The 23196-nt window shown below is 72.4% G+C and carries 19 protein-coding genes; 10 read left to right on the top strand and 9 right to left on the bottom strand.

Features of this window, described 5'->3' with window-relative positions:
- Window positions 1–19 precede the first annotated feature (19 nt).
- Window positions 20–1213, bottom strand: a complete 1194-nt coding sequence (locus IF46_RS0131655) for a hypothetical protein (RefSeq protein WP_030492078.1) — start codon at window positions 1211–1213, stop codon at window positions 20–22.
- Between the two features lie 269 nt (window positions 1214–1482).
- Between IF46_RS0131655 and IF46_RS0131650 the strand changes: the two genes are divergently transcribed.
- Entirely contained in the window at window positions 1483–3384 is a 1902-nt protein-coding gene (locus tag IF46_RS0131650) for a hypothetical protein (protein ID WP_051724296.1), read from the top strand.
- Window positions 3384–5180: a hypothetical protein gene (locus tag IF46_RS0131645; protein WP_157563728.1), complete on the top strand. Its 1797-nt coding sequence runs from the start codon at window positions 3384–3386 to the stop codon at window positions 5178–5180. The genes IF46_RS0131650 and IF46_RS0131645 overlap by 1 nt, the downstream gene beginning before the upstream one ends.
- Here the strand turns inward: IF46_RS0131645 and IF46_RS0131640 are convergent, their stop codons facing one another.
- Window positions 5181–7067, bottom strand: coding sequence for a hypothetical protein (locus IF46_RS0131640; protein ID WP_232234233.1), 1887 nt, complete (start codon window positions 7065–7067; stop codon window positions 5181–5183). It abuts the gene before it with no gap.
- Window positions 7068–7185: 118 nt separating this feature from the next.
- Between IF46_RS0131640 and IF46_RS0131635 the strand changes: the two genes are divergently transcribed.
- From IF46_RS0131635 to IF46_RS0131615, 5 genes are all read left to right on the top strand, one after another.
- On the top strand, window positions 7186–8463 hold the full coding sequence (locus IF46_RS0131635; RefSeq protein WP_030492074.1) for a PQQ-binding-like beta-propeller repeat protein: 1278 nt from the start codon (window positions 7186–7188) through the stop codon (window positions 8461–8463).
- On the top strand, window positions 8460–9743 hold the full coding sequence (locus IF46_RS0131630; RefSeq protein WP_157563725.1) for a PQQ-binding-like beta-propeller repeat protein: 1284 nt from the start codon (window positions 8460–8462) through the stop codon (window positions 9741–9743). The genes IF46_RS0131635 and IF46_RS0131630 overlap by 4 nt, the downstream gene beginning before the upstream one ends.
- An 85-nt stretch (window positions 9744–9828) precedes the next feature.
- Window positions 9829–10497: a response regulator transcription factor gene (locus tag IF46_RS0131625; RefSeq protein WP_030492072.1), complete on the top strand. Its 669-nt coding sequence runs from the start codon at window positions 9829–9831 to the stop codon at window positions 10495–10497.
- Window positions 10494–11669, top strand: coding sequence for a sensor histidine kinase (locus tag IF46_RS0131620; protein WP_030492071.1), 1176 nt, complete (start codon window positions 10494–10496; stop codon window positions 11667–11669). The genes IF46_RS0131625 and IF46_RS0131620 overlap by 4 nt, the downstream gene beginning before the upstream one ends.
- 62 nt (window positions 11670–11731) lie before the next feature.
- On the top strand, window positions 11732–12169 hold the full coding sequence (locus tag IF46_RS0131615) for a VOC family protein (protein ID WP_051724295.1): 438 nt from the start codon (window positions 11732–11734) through the stop codon (window positions 12167–12169).
- A gap of 64 nt (window positions 12170–12233) precedes the next feature.
- Here the strand turns inward: IF46_RS0131615 and IF46_RS0131610 are convergent, their stop codons facing one another.
- From IF46_RS0131610 to IF46_RS0131590, 5 genes are all read right to left on the bottom strand, one after another.
- Complete coding sequence (locus IF46_RS0131610) at window positions 12234–13034, bottom strand: hypothetical protein (RefSeq protein WP_030492069.1); 801 nt, start codon at window positions 13032–13034, stop codon at window positions 12234–12236.
- Window positions 13035–13203: 169 nt separating this feature from the next.
- A complete protein-coding gene (locus IF46_RS0131605) occupies window positions 13204–15264 on the bottom strand; it encodes a 3-hydroxyacyl-CoA dehydrogenase NAD-binding domain-containing protein (protein ID WP_030492068.1) in 2061 nt (686 codons plus the stop codon).
- Complete coding sequence (locus IF46_RS0131600; RefSeq protein WP_030492067.1) at window positions 15261–16457, bottom strand: thiolase family protein; 1197 nt, start codon at window positions 16455–16457, stop codon at window positions 15261–15263. The genes IF46_RS0131605 and IF46_RS0131600 overlap by 4 nt, the downstream gene beginning before the upstream one ends.
- A gap of 174 nt (window positions 16458–16631) precedes the next feature.
- Window positions 16632–17960: a ribonuclease D gene (locus tag IF46_RS0131595; RefSeq protein ID WP_030492066.1), complete on the bottom strand. Its 1329-nt coding sequence runs from the start codon at window positions 17958–17960 to the stop codon at window positions 16632–16634.
- Window positions 17961–18056: 96 nt separating this feature from the next.
- Window positions 18057–18629: a DUF3000 domain-containing protein gene (locus IF46_RS0131590; RefSeq protein ID WP_030492065.1), complete on the bottom strand. Its 573-nt coding sequence runs from the start codon at window positions 18627–18629 to the stop codon at window positions 18057–18059.
- 149 nt (window positions 18630–18778) lie between these two features.
- Between IF46_RS0131590 and hemE the strand changes: the two genes are divergently transcribed.
- Genes hemE through hemQ form a run of 3 tightly spaced genes read left to right on the top strand, consistent with a single transcriptional unit; the run spans window position 18779 to window position 22096 of the window.
- Window positions 18779–19930 (top strand): uroporphyrinogen decarboxylase, encoded by a 1152-nt coding sequence (gene hemE / locus IF46_RS0131585; protein WP_030492064.1) that lies wholly within the window; start codon window positions 18779–18781, stop codon window positions 19928–19930.
- Between the two features lie 7 nt (window positions 19931–19937).
- A complete protein-coding gene (hemG, locus tag IF46_RS0131580; RefSeq protein WP_030492063.1) occupies window positions 19938–21398 on the top strand; it encodes a protoporphyrinogen oxidase in 1461 nt (486 codons plus the stop codon).
- On the top strand, window positions 21395–22096 hold the full coding sequence (hemQ, locus tag IF46_RS0131575) for a hydrogen peroxide-dependent heme synthase (protein WP_030492062.1): 702 nt from the start codon (window positions 21395–21397) through the stop codon (window positions 22094–22096). Before hemG ends, hemQ begins: the two co-directional genes overlap by 4 nt.
- Window positions 22097–22279: 183 nt before the next feature.
- On the opposite strand, the gene IF46_RS0131570 is transcribed toward hemQ, so the two are convergent.
- Together IF46_RS0131570 and IF46_RS0131565 are read right to left on the bottom strand one after the other, a co-directional pair.
- The gene (locus tag IF46_RS0131570; protein WP_030492061.1) at window positions 22280–22768 is read right to left on the bottom strand and encodes a GNAT family N-acetyltransferase; all 489 of its coding nucleotides are present in this window, start codon (window positions 22766–22768) and stop codon (window positions 22280–22282) included.
- Window positions 22769–22859: 91 nt separating this feature from the next.
- On the bottom strand, window positions 22860–23196 hold a 337-nt coding region (locus tag IF46_RS0131565; RefSeq protein ID WP_030492060.1), incomplete at its 5' end, for a cellulose binding domain-containing protein.

Below are 23196 nucleotides of genomic sequence, written 5' to 3'. Positions count from 1 at the left end.
GGGGGGTGGGGGGTGGGGGCTAGCGGGGGGAGACTGAGCGGTAGTGGGTCTTGTCGGTGTTGGCGAGGCTGTAGGTCTGGGAGCGGGTCGGCTCGGGGACGACCGTTAGGCCGGGTCGCTCGACCAGCAGGGGAGTGCCCGGTGGGACGGACAGCGAGCTGTCCCGGGTGGCCCGCCAGCTCAGCACCACCAGCGGCTGACCGGGCACCGGCAGTTGGTACGCCTGTAGCGGGGTGGCCCGGTCGGCGGGTGAGACGACGGGCGCGCTCCCGTCGGCCGGTCGGTAGATCACCGCAGTCATCGCGCCGGCGTCGGTGTCCCAGCTGAGCTGTTGCAACTCGGCCGGCTCGCCGCCGCCGAGGGCGACTTCGCCGAGCGAGCGTACGGTGAGCTTCGCCATCGGCCAGGACGTCGGCACCGAGCGTGGGGCGTCCCGGTCCCCGATCCGGCGGGGAATGCTGCCGAACGGGCCCCGATCGCTGGACAACACACAGGTGTCCAGGCCGGTGAGCGCCCGTCGGCCCGTGCCGGACTCGTCGCGGACCAGCGGGTAACGCGGATCGGTGGTGCCGGTGCCCAGGTCGAGCAGCCGGTCGGCGGCCCGCCCACGGGGCAGCGACTCCGTGGTTCGCAGGGTCGCGGTCACCGCGACGGCCGTGCAGGACGGCACGTCGACCGGCGCGCTGAGGCCGTCCGTGATGGTCAACGTCCGGTCCTGTGGCCCGAGGAGGGTCTGCACCCGGGCGGAGACGAGGTAGCGTCGCCCGCCGACCGTCTGCACCGGCAACACGTCGGAGTAGACGAGGTAACCCGGGTCGGTGTACTCGGTGGCGCGGGTCACCGCGTAGCGGTCGCCCTCGCGAGTGAGTTGCAGCAGCCAGGACGCGCTCTCGCCGGGCACGTCGGCGGCCACGAGTGCCACCGGGGCGTCGTCGACCCGACCGGAGAACAGGATGCCGGACGAGGGCAGGTGCGCGCGGTCGTCGGTCGGCGACCGCCAGTCCCGAACCGCCGCGGTGACCGCCGCCGTCGCCGCGGTGTCTGCCGAGAGGTCGCCGCGGGGCGGCCACACTGCCAGCGTGCCGTCCAGGCTGTCGTACCCGACCCGCAGATCCTGCGGCTTCCGCTCGGCTACCGGACCGCAGGCTGTGCTGGCCAGCAGTGCGCTCAGCAGGACGGGAAGCGCCCTGCCGTACCGACGGCCTGGAGTCACCTGGCCCGCCCCCGATCGCCTCGCCGTCGCTGTCGGAAAGCGCCATAGTACGAGATGTCCGGTGCGGAGCCTCAGTTGGCCGTCACCCGACCAAACACAGTGGACACCACCGGGGTTTTAGGGCGTTTTGGTTGCTCCGGTAGACTCCGCCGACTGTGACGCCTGCCGAGTCCCGCGCCCTGCCCGCGCCGCACACGGAGGCGGCAGTCGACTCCGCTGAACTGGTGAGCTACCGCACACCTGTCGGCCTGTTCGCCGGCCCTCCCGCGCTGACCAGCCCCACCACGGAACCGGCCGAGCCCGCAGCTCTGGCCGAGCCCGTGACGCCGACCGCAGCGCCGGCTGAGCCCGCAGCGTCGGCCGAGGACGCAGTGCCGGCCGAGGACGCAGTGCCGGCCGAGGACGCAGTGCCGGCGCGGGCGGGGTGGCGTCGGTGGACTCGACGGCGGCAACACCTGGCGGTGGGCGGGCTGTTCCTGCTCGCCGCACTCTGGGTGACCAGCCGGATCTGGCTGGACCCGTCCGGCCGGGTGGCGTCGCTCTACACCGGCGACCCGGCCCAGGTGCAGTTCTTCCTCGCCCACTCGGTACGCGTGGTGCTGCACGGCGAGTACCCGTTCTACACCGAGCAGTTCAACTACCCGGACGGCGTCAACCTGATGGCCAACACGGCCGTGCTGGCGCTGGGTATCCCGATGGTCCCGGTGACGCTGCTGTTCGGGCCGGCGGTCTCCTTTGTGGTGCTGGTCACGCTCGGCCTCGCCGGCACCGCCATGGCCTGGTACCTCGTGCTCTCCCGCCACCTGGTGCGTAACCCGCTCGCGGCGGCGGTCGGCGGCTGGTTCTGCGGGTTCTCGCCCGCGATGCTCTCGCATGCCAGTTGGCACCCGAACATCATCAGTCAGTTCCTGCTGCCGTTCATCGTGTGGCGGGTGCTGGTGCTCACCCGGACCAAGAAGCCGGTGCGGGACGGGGCTCTGCTCGCCCTGCTGGTCGCCGCGCAGGCGTTCATCAACGAGGAGATCCTGCTCTTCACGGCGATGGCCTGCGGCATCTTCCTGCTGGCGGTGCTCGCTCAGGAGCCGGCCCGGTGGCGGGCGGCGTGGCGACCTCTGGGCGCCGGCGTGGCGACCTGCGCGCTGCTGGCCGGGGCGCTGCTGGCCTACCCCCTGTACGTGCAGTTCGCGGGGCCGATGGCCTACCACGGGCTCAGTGACGCGGTGCAGGACTACGGCAACGACATCGCCGCCTTCTTCGCCCCCGGCTCGCCCACCCTGGGCGGCAACCAGCGAGCCAACATCAACCTGGCGCCGAACTACTCCGAGGAGAACGCCTTCTTCGGCTGGAGTCTGTCGCTGCTCGCGATCGGCATCGTGGTCTGGCTGCGCCGGGAGTTGATCGTCCGGGCGCTCGCGGTGACCGGTGTGTTCTTCGCCGTGCTCTCCCTCGGCGAGCGGGTCTCCTGGTGGGACCGGGAGCTGTTCACCGGGCCGTGGCAGTGGTTGGTCCACCTGCCGCTGCTGGACGCCGTGGTGCCGACCCGGTTCGGTCTGATCACGAGTGTGGTGATCGGTCTGCTGCTCGCGCTCGCCGTCGAGCGGGCCTGGGCGCTGCGTTCGGCCGACCGACGCACCGTACGGGTGCTCGCCGCCGCGGGCCTGGCGTTCGCGTTGCTGCCGATCGCGCCGATGCCGCTGCGGATGGTCTCCCGCCCGCCGGTGCCGGACTTCATCACCGCCGACCGCTGGCGGGCGTACGTCGGACCGGACCAGACGCTGGTGCCGATCCCGGTGCCCAGCATGGGCAACACGCACGGCATGCGCTGGGCGGCGGCCACCAACCTCGACTTCAAGATCCCCGGCGGTTACTTCCTCGCGCCTCGCAACGGCAACACGGGTGACGCGGGCCGATTCGGCGGCCGACCCAGCGGGGTGGGCCAGATGCTGGAAGAGGTGGCGACCACCGGCCGTACACCCAAGCTCGACGATCGGCAGCGTCGTCGATTCGCCGACGAGTTGCGGCACTGGCGGGCGGCGATCCTGGTGCTGCCGTTGCGGCAGCAGAACGTCGAGCCGCTGCGACGTACGGTCGAGGAGCTGGTCGGTCCGGGCCGCCAGGAGTTGGATGTCTGGGTCTGGGACGTCCGGACACTCACCGACCGTTCGGTCTGATGACCACCGGGACGACGTCCCCGAAAATCTCGTTGCCGACTGCGGTCGGCACGGCCCGTCCGGCCTGGCTCTCCGACGTGCTGGTGGTGGCCGGCTATCTGGGCCTGGCCGTGCTGGTGACCAGCGGGCAGTGGGGTCATCCGTGGCGGTTGTTCCACCAGGCCGGTGACCAGATCCTCTTCGAGTGGATGCTGGCCCACGCCGCACATGCGGTGGCCGAGGGGGAGAACCCGCTCTACAGCGCCGGGTTGAACGCCCCCGACGGGGTCAACCTGATGGCGAACACGTCGGTGCTCGGCCTGGGTGTCCCACTGACCCCGGTCACCCTGCTCTTCGGCTCGCAGGTGGCGTTCTGTGTGGCGGTCGTGTGCTGTCTCGCCGGCACCGCTGGCGCCTGGTACGTGCTGCTACGCCGCCGGCTGGTCAGCAACCGGTGCGCGGCCGCGGTGGGTGGGCTGATCTGTGGCTTCGCCCCGGGCATGATCGCCCAGGCGGGTGCGCACCTGCACATCGCCGCCCAGTTCCTGGTGCCCGCGATCCTCGCCCTGGTGTTCCGGCCTGCCTCGGATGCGGCGCAGCGTGGCGTGTGGCGGCCCGGTGTGGGGCTCGGGTTGCTGCTCGTCTGGCAGGTCTTCATCGGCGAGGAGGTGCTGGTCTTCGTGGCGCTCGCGGCCGGGGTCTTCGCGTTGGGCTACGCGCTCGCCGACCGGGTGGCCGCCCGGCGGCTCGCCCCGGCCCTCTTCGGCCGGCTGGCGGTGGCGGCCGGGGTGGCGGCGGTGCCGCTGGCGTACCCGCTGTGGTTCCAGTTCTACGGCCCGCAGCACTACTCGGGGATGGCGTTCGCCACGCACGGCTTCCAGTTGGACGCCGCCTCGTTCACCGCGTCGGCCCGGCAGACCGTGCTCGGCGACGACTGGCTGCCGGGGTTGCTCTCGCCGAACCCGACCGAGGAGAACTCGTTCTTCGGCCCGGGTCTGCTGGTGCTCGCCGTGGTGATCGTGATCTGGCAGTGGCGACGACCGCTGGTGCGGGCACTGGCCGGCTGTGGCGTGGTCTTCGCACTGCTCTCGCTCGGCGGCGAGCTGCGGGTGGACGGCAACGCCACCGGCATTCCCGGGCCGTACCGGCTGGTCGCCGGGTTGCCGCTGCTCGATCTCGTGGTGCCGGCCCGGTTCGCGCTGGTGTGCGTACCGGTGCTGGGTGTGCTGGTGGCGCTCTCTCTGGACCGGGTCCGGGCCGCGCGGGGGCCGAGCGCGGCGCCGGGCCTACCGGTGCGGCTGCTGTGGGCCGGCGCGGTCGCCGCTGCGTTGCTGCCCCTGTTGCCGACGCCGATCCGCGTGGTGCCGGTCGCGCCGGTGCCGGCGTTCATCGCCGCCGGTGGCTGGCGTCCGCTGGTGCCGCCCGGCCGGACGGTGGTCGCGGTGCCCCCGGTCACCGGCGCTGGGCGTAGCCCGGTGATGCTCTGGTCCGCCCGCACCGGTCTGGCGTTTCCCGCGCCGGGCGGTTACTTCATCGGGCCCAGCGGCCCGGACGACCCGGCGGCCCGCTGGGGCGCGCCGGATCGGCCCACGTCGGTGCTGCTGCGTCAGGTGGCCGAGACCGGCGTGGTGCCGGTGCTCACCGACGCCGACCGCCGCCAGGCCGTCGAGGATCTGCGGCACTGGCGTGCCGCGGTGGTCGTCCTCGGCCGGCTGACGCACGGTGACCCGGTCCGCCGAACCGTCGACGACCTGATCGGCCCGGGCCGACCGGTCGACGACGGCTGGCTGTGGGACGTCTCCGACCGCGTCGGCTGACTACTGCACCAGCGCGCGGACGTCCCAGACCCAGACGTCGTCGACGCGCTGCGGTGCCCCGATCAGGCCGGTGACCAGCTCGCGCAGCACCGCCTCGCGCGGGTGCGCCCCGAGCACCACCACCGACGCCCGCCAGAACCGCAGGTCCTCGACGGCCTGGCGGCGGTTCTCCTCGGTCAGCACCGGGACCGCGTCCTTGTCCATGGTGGCGTAGATGAGGGTGCTGGTCGGCCGGTTCGGGGCCCCGAAGACCCCCTCGCCCAGCTCGTTCGGGCCGATGAAGTAGCCGCCGGGAACGGGGAACTCCTGCCCGGTCAACGCACTCCAGCGCAGCGTCGGCAGGCCGTGCACGTTGCTCGGGATCGGCACCGGCACCAGGGTTCGGCCCGCCGGCACGTACGGCCGCCAGCCGCCCGCGGTGATGAAGTGCGGCGGCGGGTCGATCTGCTGGGCGGGCAGCGGTCGGGGGAAGAGCGGCAGCACAGCGAGGGCGACCGCCGCGTACCCCACCGGGCGCAGCCACCGACGGCGCGTGGCGGCCGGCGCGGCTGGCTCGTCGTCGGACGTCGCCGGGGCCGCTTCGGCCACCCGCTGGGCCGGCACCCGCGGCCGGTCGGCCACCGGGCGCCCCTGGCGGTACGCGGCGTCCCAGGTCAACGCCAGAAGTACGCCCACCGCGGCGGCGACCACGAGCGTCAACCGGGTCGGCATCATCATCTCGACCAGCGGCAGGTCGTCCGACACGTACGACCATGGGCCGGGCACGTCGGTCTCCACACCGTTGAAGCGCACCCACGGCCCAATCGCGGCCACGGTGAACACCACGATGAGCACCGCGACGATCCGCGCGGCCACCGAGCGGCGTACGAGCAGCACCAGAGCGACCACCGAGAGCAGCACCAGCGGCCAACCGAACCAGGTGTTCTGCTCGGTCAGGCCGATCGTCTTCTCCACCGCCGGGTCGCCGGCCCAGGTGTCGCGGGCGAAGGTGACGAAGGCGACCAGGTCCTCGCCCCAGTTGTGGAACACGCCGCCCTGCAGGCCCCGGTAGGACTGCGGGCCGTTGAACTGGAACCAGATCGGGTACGCGGTGAGCACCAGGGCCAGCCCGCCGGCGACGCCGAGCCCGGCCAGGAACGTGCCGGCGGCGGCCCGGGCGGCCTGCGGCCGCTGCACGGCGTATGCCAGCACGATGACCAGGCAGGCCAGCGCGGTGAGCAGCAACATCTCCTCGTTGATGAAGATCTGGTACGCCACCAGCGCCCCGAGCAGGAGCCCGTTGCGCTTCCACCGGCCCGGCTCACCCAGGCTGAGCACCCGCACCACGATCAGCGGGAGCAGGAAGTTGGACACGAAGTTCGGTTGGCCGTTGGCGTGGTGGATGATTCCCGGCGCGAAGCCGAGGAACGCGCCGCCGACGAAGGCCGCCGCCCGGGAGCGCACCAGGTGGCGGGAGAGCATCCAGTACCCGGTGCCGGCGGTGGCCGCCAGCGCCGCACCCAGGTAGAGCGCGTACATCACCTGGGGGCCGAGCAGCATGGTCAGCGGGGCCAGCGGCAGGGTCACCCCGAGCAGCGAGGTGTTGGCCATCATGTTCACCCCGTCCGGGGCGTTCTGCCGGGCCGTGAAGAGCGGGTTCTCCAGGTGCCGCACCGAGTACGCGCCGTGCGCGAACAGCCACTCGAACCAGCTGTGGTCGGTGGGCAGGTGCGAGGAGACCCGGCCGGTGATGTCACCCCAGTAGTTGAGGCAGACGAATACACCCAGCAGCACATAGGCTCCGAGGGCCAACAGGTCGGCTCGGGCCGGGCGGCGTCGAGGCCGCCGTGTCGGCTCGACCTCCGCCGGGTCGGCGTCGGTCACGGGATTAAGCGAAGGGTCTACCACCGGCACAGCCACGACGCGCCATCGTACAGGCGCGGGTCCGTCGCTTTTGCCGGGCCGGTGTGCCCACGGTCGGTTTGCCGGACGTTGCTCCCGTTACGCGGTAACGGAGGGACGGTAGTTGTCGATCATCGAGCTGGGCGAGGTCCGGGACGAATCGGCCTCGGTGCCGTCGGTCCGCCGGCCGCGCGCCGTTGGTCGCCCGCTGCGTAGCGCGGCGGTGCTGATGCTCGCTCTGCTGGTGCTTGGCGGTGCGACACCGACACCACAGCGCACGGTGTACGTCGTGCCGGCGTCGCGCACCTCCACCGCGTACCTCGCCGCGGACGGCGTCTTCGTGGTCGACGCGCCGAGGCCGGGCGAGGACCGGTTCCTGTCCGCGTACGCCCAGCCGTCACCGACCGACGCCGGGGTGCGGCGGCGGTGGCAGGCGTCGCTGGCCCGCACCGGTGACTACGTCGACGTCCGGGTCGAACGAGGGCTGGTGTTGGCCATGGCGGTAACCGCCCCGAACCGGGTGTTCCAGACCACCGCCTTCGACGGCGCGACGGGCCAGCAACGCTGGCAGCATCCGGGGGCTCCGCAACCGACCGTCGACGGCGGCTTGCTACTCACGGACGTCCGGGCAGAAGAGGCGGGCACGATCAGCCGGGTCGACCCCGACACCGGCCGGCTGCTCTGGTCGGTGCCGGTCCCGTCAACCGCTAGCCCCTCCTACCGCCTCACCGAGGGCCGGATCGAGGAGTTCGTGCTACTCCAGCCGACCGGCGAGGTGCAGGTGTACGACGCCACCACCGGCCGCCTGCTGCGCAGCGCCGACACGCTGCCTGGCAACCGGGCGGCGTTCCAGCGGGTGCAGGTCGTTGACGACCTGCTGCTGCTCGTCCCACCCGGCAGCACCCGGCTGGTGAGCTTCGGGCTGGCCGACTTGGCGCCACGGTGGACGGTCGAGGTGCCGCTGGTGTCGCATGTGCTCGACTGCGGCGGCCTGCTCTGCGCGGTCCCGCAGGTCGGCGGCTTGCAAGTGCTCGATCCGGACACCGGGGTGGTGCGCTGGTCCGAGCCGGGCCAGGACATCCTGGCCGACGTCCGGTACGGCCACCTGCTGATGGCCGTGCCGGGCCGGGGGTACGAGGTGCGGGACGCGGCGACCGGGCAGGCACGCACCAGCCTGGGCGAGTGGAGCCTGATGCCGGTGCTCGGTGCGGGCGATTCGCTGGTCGGCGTCCGGCAGGGCGACGACGGTCGGTTGGTCGTCGCCGAACTGGACCTGGTGGCCGGCCGGACGCGGATCGTCGACGTGCTGTCGGGCATCGCCGGCAGCTGCCAGGCGTCCCTACCGGTCCTGCTCTGCCAGCGCCTCGACGGCACCACCGCGCTGTGGCGGTTGACGCGATGACCGGCTCGGTGATCGACCTCGGTGAGCTGCGGCACGGCCCAGACCCGGACCCGCTGCCCCGCCCACCCCGCGCCAACGGCCGGCAGCTGCGCTACGCGCTGGCCCTGCTGCTGGTGCTGGTCACCGTGGGCGCCGCCGCCGCGCCGCCACCCCGACGGACCGTGCTGACGCTGCCGGTCCGGCCCGGCTCCGACGTGCTGATCGACGGTGACCTGTTGCTCACCATCGACTCGCAGTACCTGCCGGCGTCGCAGCGGCGGTTGAACGCGTTCCGGCTGCCCGGCGGCGAGCGGGTCTGGCATGCTCCGCTGCCAGCGGAGGCCAAGTACTGGGGGATCACCCCGCTGGCGGAGATGTTGCTGCTCACCGGGTACGAGATTGGCCCGAAGAGTGATAGCACGCTGACGGTGGCGCTGGACCGGGCGACCGGGGCGTACCGGTGGCAGCAGCCGGGTAGCCCCAGGAAATTGGCCGACGGCAACCTGTTGCTGCAGTCCGGCCGCGATGACGAGCCGGCGAGCCTGCGGGTGGTCGACCCCTGCTGTGGCACCATGCGCTGGCAGCTACTCAACGCCGTCAATTGGATCGACGTCCGCGACGCCGGCCCCGGGGCGGACCGGGTGGTGCTCACCCGGGTGGACGGCCAGACCGAGGTACGCGACGCGGCCACCGGCACGGTGCTGGCCCGCGCCGACCTGCGCCCGCCCGGCGGCGGGCCGCCTGATTTCGTGCAGGTGCTCGACGAGCTGCTGTTGACCATCGGCGGGGAGCCGACCACGATCACCGCGTACGGGCTGGATCGGCTGGACCGGCGCTGGACCAGCACGAGCGCCCCGGTCGAGTTCGCCACGGACTGCGGCCCCGTCCTGTGCGTCCGCACCAGCGCCAACGAGATGCAGGCGATCGACGTCGCGACCGGCGAGCTGCGCTGGAGTAGCGATCGTTGGAGGTGGGGCTGGCCGTACGAGGGCCGACTGATGGTCAGCGTGAGCGGCTCCGGGGCACTGGAACGCTATCTGGTGCTCGACGCGCTGACCGGCCGGCAGGTGGCCGACCTGGGCCAGTGGGAGCTGACCCAGCTCCAGGTCGGTGGCCCGCCGGTCGGCATACGTCGGCACCCCGACGGTGGGATGGTCGTCGGGAAGTTGGACATCCGTGCCGGGCAGGTGCGCGTCCTGGACGTGCTGCCGGACGCGGTCGGGGACTGCCAGGCGATCGTGGATCACCTGCTCTGCGTTGGCGCGAACGGGTCGTACCAGCTGTGGACGTTGCCGGACTGATCCGCAGTTGGCCTGCGCGGGCGGCGAGGGAGGATGGTTGCCGGCCGGCACTAGGTTGTCGGTGGTCAGCAGCGAGGAGGCCGGGATGCGGGTACTGGTGGTCGAGGACGAGCGCAATCTCGCCGACGCGATCGCGCGCGGGTTGCGCAAGCGGGGGATGGCGGTCGACGTGGCGTACGACGGCGACGCCGGCCACGAGGCGGCGTTCGTCACCCGGTACGACGTGGTGGTGCTCGACCGCGACCTACCCGGCGTCCACGGCGACCAGATCTGCGCCGACCTGGCGGCCTCCGGCGCGTTGACCCGGGTGCTGATGCTCACCGCCAGCGGCACCGTGGCCGACCGGGTGGAGGGGTTGCAGCTCGGGGCGGACGACTACCTGCCCAAACCGTTCGCCTTCGACGAGTTGGTCGCCCGGGTGCAGGCGCTGGGTCGGCGGGCCACCCCGGCCGCGCCGCCGGTGCTCGAACTGGCCGACCTGGTGCTCGACCCGGCCCGCCGGGTGGCCACCCGCGCCGGCGTGCCGGTGGAGCTCACCAACAAGGAGTTCGGGGTGCTCAGCGAACTACTCAAGGCGCGCGGCGCGGTGGTCTCCAGTGAGGAGCTGCTGGAACGGGTCTGGGACGCGAACACCGACCCGTTCACCACAATCGTCCGGGTCACCGTGATGACGTTGCGCAAGAAGCTCGGTGACCCGCCGCTGATCGAGACCGTGGTCGGCGCGGGCTACCGCACCGCCGAGGTAAACGCGTGAGTCGGCGGTTGCGGCCCACCCTGCGGTTGCGGCTGACCCTGCTCAACGGTGTGCTGCTGATCGGGGCCGGAGCGATCCTGGTGCTGCTGGCCTGGCTGCTGGTCCGTGATGCGCTGCGACCCACCGACGAGTTAGTGCCCGGCACGATCGTGCTGCTCTCCGACGGCCGGGAGATGGACGCCGCCCAGTGGCAACGGCAGTTGGTCGACGCCGCCTCCGGGGAGCTGCTGGCCAAGGGCCTGGTCGCGCTGTTGGCGATCAGCGTGGTGGGGGTGGCTGGCGCGTACGCGGTGGCGGGTCGGGCGCTGCGCCCACTGCACCAGGTCACGGCGACCGCGCAGCGGCTCGGTGAGGCGACGCTGGACCAGCGGATCGGTTACTCGGGCGCCGACGACGAGGTGGCCGAGCTGGCCAAGACGTTCGACGCCATGCTGGACCGGATCGCGTCCGCGTTCGAGGCGCAGAAGCGTTTCGTGGCGAACGCCTCGCACGAGCTGCGTACCCCGCTCGCCGTGATGCGGACGGAGATTGACGTGACGCTCAGCGACGACGACGCGGACGCCGCCGAGTACCGACGGATGGCGACAGTGGTCCGCGACGCCTCCGAGCGGGCCAACGGCCTGGTGGACGCGCTGCTGGTGCTGGCCCGCAGCGAGGCGCAGGCCGGGCGGCAGCTGGGCCGGCGGACCGAGTGTGACCTCGCCGCCGGCACCGCCAACGCGCTGTCGGCGATGCGCCGCGAGGTGGAACGGATCGGCCTGCGGGTGCAGACGTCGCTGGAGTCCGCGCCGGTCGTCGGCGACCCGGGGCTGCTCGACCGGCTGGCCGGAAACCTGATCGAGAACGCGGTCCGCTACAACCACCTGCACGGCCGGCTCTGGGTGCGCACCGGCACCGACGGCGACCGGTCCTGGCTGGTGGTGGGCAACACCGGGTTCGAGGTGGACCAGGCCGACGTGCCGGGGTTGTTCGAGCCGTTCCGGCGCGGTGGCCGGGAACGCACCGGCGCCCGCGGCTCCGGCCTGGGCCTGTCCATCGTCCGGGCGGTCTGCAACGCGCACGGCGGCACCGTACGGGTGGTCGCGCAGCCCGGCGGCGGCCTGGAGGTGACGGTCACCCTGCCATCGGCGGACGCCCCAGCGCTGCCCGGCACGGTGGTGTCCGCCGGCTGATCGCGGTAGGGCCCGTCACTCGGCCGATGACAAGATCACGTCACCATCGTGGAGGGTTAGCTGTGAGTTCGACGATCCACAACATCAGCATCGACTGTTCCGACACGTACGCGCTGGCTGGCTTCTGGTCGCAGGTCTTCGACTGCCCCCGGCAGCCCGACGACTTTCCCGGCGACCCCGAGGCGATGCTCCTGCCGCCGGGCGGCCCGGAGGTGCTGTTCATCGCGGTGCCCGAGGGTAAGACGGTGAAGAACCGGCTGCACCTGGATCTGCAACCCGCCGACCGGACCCGCGCCGAGGAGGTAAAGCGACTGCTCGGTATCGGTGCGACGCTCGTCGCCGACCACGTCAGCGCTACCGGCGGTGGTTGGGTGGTGCTGGCCGACCCGGAGGGCAACGAGTTCTGCGTGCTCGGCAACGCCGTCGAGCGGGCGGCCGCTGCAGCGGCGCGGGCCGCAGCGGCAGCGCTCGCCGCGTCGGAGGTTGCCGAACCGGCCTGATCGCCCGCCTACGGCACGGGGCCCCGGCCACCCGAGGGTGGCCGGGGCCCCGGTCTCGTACGGCTCAGGACTGCTGCTCGACCTGGCCCCGGATCGTGGTGAACTCGGCCTTCGCCTGGTCGGCGGACTTGAAGTACAGCACGATCATGCCCAGGCTGCCCCGGTCCGCCCAGACGCAGATGCCCAGCGGCACGCTCGCGGCTTTTCCGTCGCCGCAGCGCGCCTCACCGCCGAGCGGGCCGGCCTCGACGGCCGCCATGTTGGTCACCGTCAGCTCCGTGGTCAGCCCGCTCACATAGCCGTCGAGCTCCTTCTTCGGGTCCGCCACCAGCCCCGACACGCCCGTGATCATGACGAGGTCCTGCTTGGTCGGGTCGCCGTAGAAGGCCGCGACCGTACTGGTCTCGTTCTGCGCCTTCGACTTCATCCCGGTGACTGCCTGGTCGGCGGCGGCCTGCAGCTCCGGGTTGGTGAGCTTCGGCCGACCGGCGAGGGTGGCCGGCGCGACAACCCGGGTCTTACTGGCGTCCACGACGGCGCCCACGTCGTCCTTGACGACGGCCCAGATGATCGCCGCGCCGCCGAGGCAGAGCACCAGCACCACGGCCAGCACGATCAGCACGATCTTGCCGACGTTCGACTTCTTGGCCGGGGGCGGGCCGGCGGCCAGGTTCGGGTCACCGTACGGCTGACCCGGCTGCGCGGGCGGGAAGCCCTCGGGTGCGGGCGGGAACCCCTGAGGTGCGGGCGGGAAGCCCTGCTGCTGCGGCGGTGCCCACCCTCCGGGCTGCTGCTGGCCTGGCTGCTGCGGCGGGTTGGGGGGATCGTTCGGCGAGCCGTAGGGATTGGCCGGCGGCTGGGACATCAGTCAGCTCCAAGATGGGGGTGCAGAACGCGTGATCCTAACCCGGTCCGCATCCCGGCGTTGTCCTGCGTAGATCCGCGTCGGGTGGCCAGCTGATCACAAACGGTCGCGGTGGCCGGCCCGTCCACGAGGGACGGTCCGACCACCGCGACGGTGGCGCTGCGTTCGGTCAGGCCGGCAGGCTCGCCGCGCCGCGCGGCAGGAACCGTTGGCCGGTGACCCGCTCGGAGGTGCCGGTGCGATCCAGGTACGGCGTGACGCCGCCCAGGTGGAACGGCCAACCGGCGCCCAGGATCATGCACAGGTCGATGTCCTGCGCCTCGGCGACCACACCCTCGTCCAGCATCAGCCGGATCTCCTGCGCGAGCGCGTCGAGCGCGTTCTGGCGTACCTGCTCGGCGGTCAGCGGCTGGTCACCCACGACGAGCAGCTCGGCCACCTCCTCGTTGACCTGGTCGTCGACCACGATCGGCTTCCCCGAGTCGGCGATCCGCTTGAGGTTCTCACTGACCCCGTACCGGTCCGGGTACGCGGCGTGCAGGGTGCCGCCCACGTGGTACGCGACGGCCGGGCCGACCAGCTGGAGCAGGGCGAGCGGGCGCATCGGCAGGCCCAGCGGGTCCAGTGCGCTGTTCGCCACGTCCAGTCCGGTGCCGGCGTCGACGGCGGCGAAGACGGTGCCCAGGAAGCGGGTGAGCAGCCGGTTCACCACGAACGCCGGCGCGTCCTTCACTAGCACGCTCGACTTCTTGAGCTGCTTGCCGACCGCGAACGCGGTGGCCAGGGTGACGTCGTCGGTGCGCTCACCCCGGACGATCTCCAGCAGCGGCAGCACCGCCACCGGGTTGAAGAAGTGGAAGCCGACCACCCGCTCCGGGTGCTCCAACTCGGCGGCCATCTCGGTGATCGACAGCGAGCTGGTGTTGGTGGCGAGCACCGCCTCCGGAGAGACGATCTTCTCCAACTCGGCCCAGACCTGCTTCTTGACGCCCAGGTCCTCGAAGACCGCCTCGATGACGAAGTCGGCATCCGCGAAGGCGCTCTTGTCGACCGTGCCGCTGACCAGGCCGTACAGCTTGGCGGCGGTGCCCTTGTCCATCCGGCCCTTGATGACGGCCTTCTCGATCTGGGTGTGCACGTAGCCGACGCCCTTGTCCACGCGGGACTGGTCGAGATCGGTCAGCACCACCGGCACCTGGAGGCGACGGGCGAACAGCAGCGCCAACTGGCTGGCCATCAGGCCCGCGCCGACGATGCCGACCTTGGTGATCGTGCGGGCCAGGCCCTTGTCCGGTGCGCCGGCCGGGCGCTTGGCCCGCCGCTGCACCAGGTCGAACGCGTACAGGCCGCTACGCAGCTCCTCGGAGAAGACCAGGTCCGCGAGGGCCTCGTCCTCGGCGGCGGTGCCGGCGGCGAAGTCGCCGTCCTTCGCCGTCTCCAGCAGGTCGAGCGCCTTGTACGCGGCCGGGACCGCGCCATGCAGCCGCTGGTTCAGCGTCTCCCGGGCGAAGTAGAGCACGCCCGCCCACATGTCCTTGTCGACCTCGGGTCGGGTCACCGTGACCTGACCCCGGACGACGCCGGCGGCCCACTCCAGGGACCGCTCCAGGAAGTCGGCCGGCTCCAAGAGGACGTCCGCGATGCCCAGCTCAGCGGCCTGCTTCGGCTTGAGCATCTTGTTCTGCATGAGCGGGTTCTGGATGATCACCTGGGTCGCGGCGGGGATGCCGATCAGGTTCGGCAGCAATTGGGTGCCGCCCCAGCCGGGCACCAGACCGAGGGACACCTCGGGCAGGGCCAGGGCCGCCGCGCCGCCGGAGAGCGTCCGGTAGTGGCAGTGCAACGCCAGCTCCAGGCCACCGCCCATCGCCGCGCCGTTGACGAACGCGAACGTGGGGACGGTGCTGTCCTTGAGGCGGGCGAAGACCCGGTGGCCGAGCCGGCCGATCTCCAGCGCCTGCGCGCGGTCGGCGAGCTGCGGCAGGCCGACGATGTCCGCGCCCACGCAGAAGATGTACGGCTTGCCGGTGATCGCGATGAACGCCGGGTTCGCGGCGAGCGCCGCCGTGATCGCCTCGTCCAGGCTGGCCAGCCCACCCGGGCCGAAGGTGTTCGGCTTGGTGTGGTCGAAGCCGTTGTCCAGCGTGATCAGGGCGGCCGGGCGGTCCAGCCCCGGCACGTTCACCGAGCGCAGCAGTGCCCTGGTGACAACCTCGTTCGGCGCCTTCACTTGTTGCCACCCTCCCAGTTCGGGTTCTCCCAGATGACCGTGCCGCCCATGCCGATGCCGATGCACATCGCCGTGAGGCCGTAGCGGACCTCGGGGTGCTCGGCGAACTGGCGGGCCAGCTGGGTCATCAGCCGTACGCCAGAGGAGGCCAGCGGGTGACCGATGGCGATCGCGCCGCCCCACGGGTTGACCCGTGCGTCGTCGTCGGCGATGCCGAAGTGGTCGAGGAAGGCGAGCACCTGCACGGCGAACGCCTCGTTCAGCTCGAACAGGCCGATGTCGTCGATGCTGAGCCCGGCCAGGCGCAGCGCCTTCTCCGTCGACGGGATCGGGCCGACGCCCATCACCTCCGGCTCGACCCCGACGAAGCCGAACGACACCAGCCGCATCGCGACCGGCAGACCCAGCTCGCGGGCGGTGGCCTCGTCGGCGAGCAGACTCGCGGTGGCGCCGTCGTTCAGGCCGGCCGCGTTGCCCGCGGTGACCTTGCCGTGCGGGCGGAACGGGGTCTTCAGGGTGGCGAGCTTCTCCAGCGAGGTGTCCCGTGGTGCTTCGTCCACAGTGGCCAGACCCCAGCCGCCCTCCGCGTCGCGGATGGACATCGGCACCAGGTCGTCCTGGAGCTTGCCGTTGGCGTACGCCTTGGCGGTCTTCTGCTGCGAGGCGAGCGCGAACGCGTCGGTGCGCGCCTTGGTGATGTGCGGGACCAGGTCGTGCAGGTTCTCCGCGGTGGCACCCATGACCAGCGCGGACGGGTCGACCAGCTTCTCCGCGATGATGCGCGGGTTGGGGTCGACACCCTCGCCCATCGGGTGGTGGCCCATGTGCTCGACGCCGCCAGCGATGGCGACGTCGTACGCGCCCATGGCGATGCCGCTGGCCACGGTGGTCACCGCGGTCATCGCGCCAGCGCACATCCGGTCGATGGCGAAGCCGGGAACGGTCTTGGGCAGACCGGCTAGCAGGGCGGCGGTGCGGCCGATGGTGAGGCCCTGGTCGCCGATCTGGGTGGTGGCCGCGATGGCGACCTCCTCGACCCGCTCCGGGGGCAACTGCGGGTTGCGGCGCAGCAGTTCCCGGATGCAGCGGATCACCAGGTCGTCGGCGCGGGTGTTGGCGTACATGCCACCCGCCTTGCCGAACGGGGTACGGACGCCGTCGACGAAGACGACGTCGCGAACTTCACGGGGCACTTGAGCCTCCTAGCCGAGGGGCACGTCCCCTCGGATGCTACTCGCCAGTAACCAACCCCGTCCCGACCCCCGACTGTGGCCCACCACACACCCAGCCCCGCTCGATCATGAAGTTGTTGTCGCGACACGCCGATGCGCATGGCAATAACTTCATGATCAACAGGTGGGTGGGGGTTAGAGGGTTGGGGGTTGGGGGGACAGGGCTTCGGTTAGGTCGGGGTTGAGGAGGCCGATCTGCCATTCGCGGGCGTTGAGGCCGCGCAGGGTCTCCGCTACCGACTCCTCGGTGATCTCCTCCGGCGGAGTCCAGGCCAGCCGGCGGACCGAATCCGGGGTGATCAGGTTTTCCGGTGGGAGGTTGTGCTCACCGGCGATGCGGATCACGACCTCCCGGGAGCGGGCCAGTCGACCGGCTGCCACCGGGTCCCGTTCGGCCCAGCGGTGCGGCGGGGGTGGGCCCTCCACGGTCGGCGAGACCGGCAGCGAGTCCTCCGGCAACTGCCGGGCGTCGTCGAGCGCGGCGAGCCAGGTGCGGGCCAACCGTCGGACCGAGCGACCGCCGAAACCGGGCAGGGTCAGCAGGGTCTTCTCGTCCTTCGGGTCCAGCTCGGCGGCGGCGATGATCGCCGAGTCGGGCAACACCCGACCAGGAGCGGCGTCGCGCCGGGACGCGATCTGGTCCCGGGCGTACCACATCGAGCGGACCCGGGCCTGGGCCCGCGCACCCCGCAGCCGGTGGATGCCCGAGGTGCGCCGCCACGGCTCCGCGCGGACCCGCGGTGGGCGTGCTCCGGTGCGGACCAGCGCGGCGAACTCCTCCGCGGCCCAGGCCGACTTGCCCTGCCGGGTCAACTCGGCGTCCAGCGCGTCGCGCAGGTCGGTGAGCAGCTCCACGTCGAGAGCGGCGTACGTCAGCCACGACTCGGGCAGCGGTCGGCTCGACCAGTCGGCCGCCGAGTGGTGCTTCTCCAGGGTGAACCCGAGTAGCTGCTCGGTCAGCGCGGCCAGCCCGACGCGTTCGAAGCCGGCCAGTCGAGCGGCCAGCTCGGTGTCGAACAGTCGGCGCGGACGCAGCCCCACCTCGGCCAGGCAGGGCAGATCCTGGCTGGCCGCGTGGAGCACCCACTCGGCCTCGCCGATCACCGCGTCCAGTGCGCTGAGGTCGGGCAGCGGCAGCGGGTCGATCAAGGCGGTGCCCGCACCGGCCCGGCGCAGCTGCACCAGGTACGCGCGCTGGCTGTAGCGGTAGCCGGAAGCCCGCTCGGCGTCCAGCGCGACCGGGCCGGTGCCCGCTGCGAAGCGGGCCACGACCTCGGCAAGCTCGGCCGGGGCGGCCACCGGATCGGGGGTGCCGTCACGCGGGGCGATCAGCGGAACGGGCCCACCGTCGGCCGGGTCGGCCCCCTCGCCCGCCGGCTGCGGCTGGGCCGACGGCGGGTGCTGGGGTGCGTTTCCCGGGAGTTCTTCGGTGGGCCGACGGCGCAGGGGTGGTTCGTCGGTCACCTGCCAACCCTAGTGCGCGCGGTGATCCGGTGGGTGCAGCCGGTCCGGCGTGTGTCGGCCAGGTGTCCGCAAAGTGTCCTTCCGAATGCCAAATGTTCAGGCTGCGCCGGCCGGGCGGCGGTCGGAGAGGGCCGTTACGCCGGGTGGGGGGAGGCCGGCGGTGGAGGCGAGGAGGGCGCACCAGCCGAGCAGGTGCGGGGTCAGGTCGTCGTCGACCGGCGTCCAGGAGGCGCGGATCTCGATGTCGCCGATGGTCGGTGGCCCGGCGAGGTCGCCGAACCGGGTCGACATGGTCTGTGTCACCGTCCCGCCGATCGCCCGGTGGCCCGCGTCGTGGGCGTCCAACGCGTCGGTCAGCCACGTCCAGCCGACCCCGGGAAGCAGCGGGTCAGCGGCCAGGTCGACCTCCAACTCGGCGGTCACGTAGGTCACCAGCCGCAGGGTGCCCTGCCACGCCTCGTGCCCGACCGGGTTGTGCAGCAGGATCAGCCGCCCGGTCGCCACCTCGTCGTCGTCGCGCAGCACGGCCGCGGAGAGCGCGAACGCGTACGGGGCCAGCCGCTGGGGGGCGCCGACCTCCTCCAGGGTGATCTCCGGCCGGGGCGCGGCCGACCGCAGCCCGGCGACCGCGCGGGCGAAGGTCTCCGGGAGCGCGATCGGGGGGGCCATGTCGGCAGCCTATGCCGACGCCCGCCCCCCGCTTCGACGGCGCGCCGACGCTCACCGAGGGGCCCCCGCCTCAACTCGGACGTAAGGAACGGTGCCCTTCCTCTCACCCCCACCCGGTTGGGGGTGGCGGGCGTGGCACGATTGCGGCGATGACCACGGACACCACGGGCACTGCCGCCCGAGACGGAGATTCCCGCCCCGGCGGACCGGCCGACTCGCCCTTCATCCGGGCCTGCCAACGTCGGCCCGTTCCGCACACCCCGGTCTGGTTCATGCGCCAGGCCGGCCGCTCCCTCCCGGAATACCGGGAGATCCGGGCGAACGTGCCGATGCTGGAGTCCTGCCGGCGCCCGGAGCTGGTCACCGAGATCACCCTCCAGCCGGTACGCCGGCACGGCGTGGACGCGGCCATCCTGTTCAGCGACATCGTGGTGCCCGTCGCCGCCGCCGGAATCGACCTGGACATCGTGCCGGGCACCGGCCCGGTGGTCGCCGAGCCGATCCGCACCGCCGCCGACGTGCAGCGGATCCGCCAGATCACCCGCGACGACGTCTCGTACGTGGACGAGGCTGTCCGGCAGCTGGTGGTCGAGCTGGGTGACACCCCGCTGATCGGTTTCGCCGGTGCGCCGTTCACGCTCGCCAGCTACCTGGTCGAGGGCGGGCCGTCGCGCAACCACGTGAAGACCAAGGCCCTGATGTACGGCGACCCCGAGCTGTGGCACGCGCTCTGCGCCCGGCTGGCCGAGGTGACGCTGTCCTTCCTGCGGGTGCAGATCGAGGCGGGCGTCTCCGCCGTGCAGCTCTTCGACTCGTGGGCCGGCGCGCTCTCCGAGGCCGACTACCGCCGTTTCGTGCTGCCGCACTCGACCGCCGTGCTGAGCGGGCTGGTCGACGACTGCTCCGGGTCGGGGCACGGCGACAGACGCGCCGAGCCGGAGCGGTCGCCCGATGGGGTGCCGCGGATCCACTTCGGGGTGGGCACCGCCGAGCTGCTCGGCGCGATGGGCGAGGCCGGTGCCGACGTGGTCGGCGTCGACTGGCGTACGCCGCTGGACGTGGCCACCGGCCGGATCGGCGCGGACAAGGCGGTGCAGGGCAACCTGGACCCGTGCGTGCTGTTCGCGCCGTGGCCGGTCATCGAGGCTGAGGTGCGTCGCATCCTCAAGCAGGGTCGGGCGGCGCCGGGGCACGTGTTCAACCTGGGCCACGGGGTGTTGCCGGAGACCGATCCGGAGGTGCTGACCCGGGTGGTCGCGCTGGTGCACGAGCTGTCCAGCCGCCGGGCCGACCAGGGCTGAGAAGGTGATGCGGCAGCCCTGGCGGGTGGCGGTGGTCGGCGGCGGGATCGCCGGGCTGGCCGCCGCGGTCCGCTTGCGCGACCGCGCACCGGCCGGCACCGAGATCACGGTGTACGAGCAGTCCGGCGCGCTGGGCGGCAAGCTGCGCACCGGGGAGTTGGCCGGCCAGCCGGTGGAGTTCGGCGCGGAGTCGTTCCTGATGCGCGACCCGACCGGCGCCGAGAGCGCGGCGGTGGCGTTGGCCCGCCGGCTGGGGCTGGCCGATCGGATCGTGCACCCCACGGTCGGGCAGGCCGCGCTGGTCATCGACGGCGGGCTGCGCCCAATCCCGGGCGGCACCCTGGTGGGCGTACCCGGGGATCTGGATCGGGTGGCCACGGTCGCCCGCCCGCGGATGGGCGCCGACACCGACGATGGTCGGCCGCTGGTCGGGCCCGACGCGGACGTCTCGGTCGGTGCGCTGGTCCGGTCCCGCTTCGGCGACGAGGTGGTCGAGCGGTTGGTCGACCCGATGCTGGGCGGGGTGTACGCGGGCCGCGCCGACGATCTCTCCCTGGTCACCACGATGCCGGCGCTGGCCCGCGCGGCGCGGGTGGAGCACACCCTGGTCGGCGCGGTCCGGGCCGCGCAGGCCGCCGCGCCGCGTGCGCCCGGGGCTCCGGTCTTCGGCACCCTGGCCGGCGGGTTGAGCACCCTGGTCGAGGCGGCGGTGACGGCCAGCGGCGCGACGGTACGGCGAGACGCCGCCGTGCGCGAGTTGACAGCGACCGGCACGGGTTGGCGGCTCACCGTCGGCCCGACCCGCGACCCGGACGACGGCTCCAGGTCGCGGCGCGGCGGTAGACGTGCCGAGCTGGAGTCGTCGATGGTCGACGTGGACGCCGTGGTGCTGGCGGTGCCGGCGCGGCCGGCGGCCCGGCTGCTCGCCGGGCCCGCCCCGGCGGTGGCGGCGGGCGTCGGTGAGCTGGACTACGCGAGCGTCGCGCTGGTCACCATGGTGTTGCCGCAGCCACGACTGCCCGAGCTGTCCGGCTTCCTGGTGCCGAGCACCGAGGGCCTGCTGATCAAGGCGGCGACCTTCTTCACCACCAAGTGGGGGCACCTGCGCCGGCCGGACGGGTTGGCCCTGGTGCGCGCCTCGGTGGGCCGCTACGGCGAGGAGGCGCACCTGCAGCGTCCCGACGCGGACCTGGCCGCCACCGTGCACCGCGAGTTGTCGGCGGTGCTCGGCACCCCGCTGCCCGCCCCGGTCGACGGGCACGTGCAGCGGTGGGGCGGGGCACTGCCGCAGTACGCGCCGGGACACGCCGGCCGGCTCGCCGCCGCGCGAACGGCGTTGCGGGCCGCGCACCCCACCCTGGTCCTCGCCGGCGCCGGCTACGACGGCGTCGGCATCCCGGTCTGCGTCCGCTCCGGCGAGACGGCGGCCGAAGAGATCATTACAGCACTGGGAGGATCGGCGAGATGACCGAGCAGACCAACGCGGCCCGGTTGCGGGAGCTGAACGACAGCATCCGCTACACCATGTGGTCGGTGTTCCGGGCCAGCTCCCCGCTGCCGTCGCTGCGGGACAACGTCACCAGCGAGGTCGTGTCCCTCTTCGACGAGCTGGCCGGCAAGGACGTCGTGGTCCGGGGCGTGTACGACGTCTCCGGGCTGCGCGCCGACGCGGACGTGATGATCTGGTGGCACTCCGAATCCAGCGACGCGCTCCAGGACGCGTACCTGCGATTTCGCCGCACGACGCTGGGCCGGGCGCTGACCCCGGTCTGGTCGCAGATGGCGCTGCACCGGCCGGCGGAGTTCAACAAGAGCCACATCCCGGCGTTCCTGGCCGGTGAGGAGGCTCGCCCCTATATCTGCGTGTACCCGTTCGTCCGCTCCTACGAGTGGTACCTGCTGCCCGACGCCGAGCGGCGCGAGATGTTGGCCGAGCACGGCAAGATGGCCCGTGGCTACCCGGACGTGCGGGCCAACACCGTCGCGTCGTTCGCGCTGGGCGACTACGAGTGGATGCTCGCCTTCGAGGCCGACGAACTGCACCGGATCGTCGACCTGATGCGGGACCTGCGCGCCTCCAGCGCCCGCCGACACGTCCGTGACGAGGTCCCGTTCTACACGGGCCGCCGCCGCTCGGTAGCCGAGATCGTCAACTGCCTGGTCTGACCCCACCGGCCCTGCCCTGCCCTGCCCTGCCCGGCCCGGCCCTGCCCCCGCCCCGCCCTGCCCCCCGCGATCTTGCACTTTCTGTCCCGGCGAATAGGGCATATGACGCGATTCGGCAACCGAAAGTGCAAGATCGCCGGGGCCGGGCCGGGCCGGGCCGGGGGCCGGGGGCCGGGGGCCGGGTTAGAGGGGGCGGAGCATGACTTGTTCGCGGCGTACGCCGTCGGGCAGGAGGTCGCCCAGTTCGTCGGTCTCGGTGAAGCCGGCGCGTCGGTAGAGGGCCTTCGCCCGCGCGTTGTCCGGCATGACGCTGAGGCGTAGCCGGTCGGCGCCGCTCTCGCGGGCCCAGTCTGCGACCGCGTCAAGCAGGCGGTGGCCGACCTTCCGGCCGCGGGCGTCGGGGTGCACCCACATCGAGATCAGCTCCGGCGTGAGCGGGTCCGCCGTGGGCGCGCCGCTGGCCATCCCGACCGGACGCCCGTCCAGGACGGCCACCAGGTTGCGGGAGCCGGGGATGCTCAGCCGGTCACGCCAGCGCTGCTCGCGGTCGCCGTCGCCCTGCCAGTCGGCGAGTCGGGAGCCGAACGCCTCAGGTGCCTCGGTGAGGGCTGACAGCCGCAGGTCGCGCCAGGTCGGCCAGTCGTCGGGGGTGAGCACCCTGATCTCGATCATGCGGCGATGGTGCCCGGCCGGACGGCCGGGCACCACCGCATTTCCGCCGTCCGGCGCCGCGCCCCCGCCCGGGTACGGCGCCGGGCGGGGATCAACTGGTCGTCGTACAGGAGACCAGCGGGACCGGGTTGCTGCCGTTCCACGAGCCGAGGAACCCGAACGTGGTGCTCGCTCCGGCGGCAAGCGTGCCGTTGTGGTTGGCGTTACGCGCGGTGACAAGTGTGCCGTTGGTGCTTACCGTCGCGTTCCACGACGAGGTGACCTGCTGGCCGTTGCCGTAGTTCCAGCTCACCGACCAGCCTCGGGTCGGTGAGCCGCCGGCGGTCACCTTCACGTCGGCCTGGAAGCCACCGGACCACTGACCGGTGACCTGGTACGTCGCGGTGCAGGCACCGGCCGGCGGCGGGGTGGTCGGCGGGGGCGTGGTG

The sequence above is a fragment of the Micromonospora chokoriensis genome (assembly GCF_000718555.1).
GTDB classification, from domain to species: domain Bacteria; phylum Actinomycetota; class Actinomycetes; order Mycobacteriales; family Micromonosporaceae; genus Micromonospora; species Micromonospora chokoriensis_B.
Note: the sequence above shows the minus strand (reverse complement) of the source record. Positions and strands in the feature narration are given on the sequence as shown.

Bases quoted from the DNA above. Each gene is read 5' to 3' on its own strand.
- IF46_RS0131570 (WP_030492061.1), bottom strand. From the start codon at position 22,768: ATGATCGAGATCAGGGTGCTCACCCCCGACGACTGGCCGACCTGGCGC.
- hemG (WP_030492063.1), top strand. From the start codon at position 19,938: ATGCGGCAGCCCTGGCGGGTGGCGGTGGTCGGCGGCGGGATCGCCGGG.
- hemQ (WP_030492062.1), top strand. From the start codon at position 21,395: ATGACCGAGCAGACCAACGCGGCCCGGTTGCGGGAGCTGAACGACAGC.
- hemE (WP_030492064.1), top strand. From the start codon at position 18,779: ATGACCACGGACACCACGGGCACTGCCGCCCGAGACGGAGATTCCCGC.
- IF46_RS0131590 (WP_030492065.1), bottom strand. From the start codon at position 18,629: ATGGCCCCCCCGATCGCGCTCCCGGAGACCTTCGCCCGCGCGGTCGCC.
- IF46_RS0131625 (WP_030492072.1), top strand. From the start codon at position 9,829: ATGCGGGTACTGGTGGTCGAGGACGAGCGCAATCTCGCCGACGCGATC.
- IF46_RS0131610 (WP_030492069.1), bottom strand. From the start codon at position 13,034: ATGTCCCAGCCGCCGGCCAATCCCTACGGCTCGCCGAACGATCCCCCC.
- IF46_RS0131630 (WP_157563725.1), top strand. From the start codon at position 8,460: ATGACCGGCTCGGTGATCGACCTCGGTGAGCTGCGGCACGGCCCAGAC.
- IF46_RS0131645 (WP_157563728.1), top strand. From the start codon at position 3,384: ATGACCACCGGGACGACGTCCCCGAAAATCTCGTTGCCGACTGCGGTC.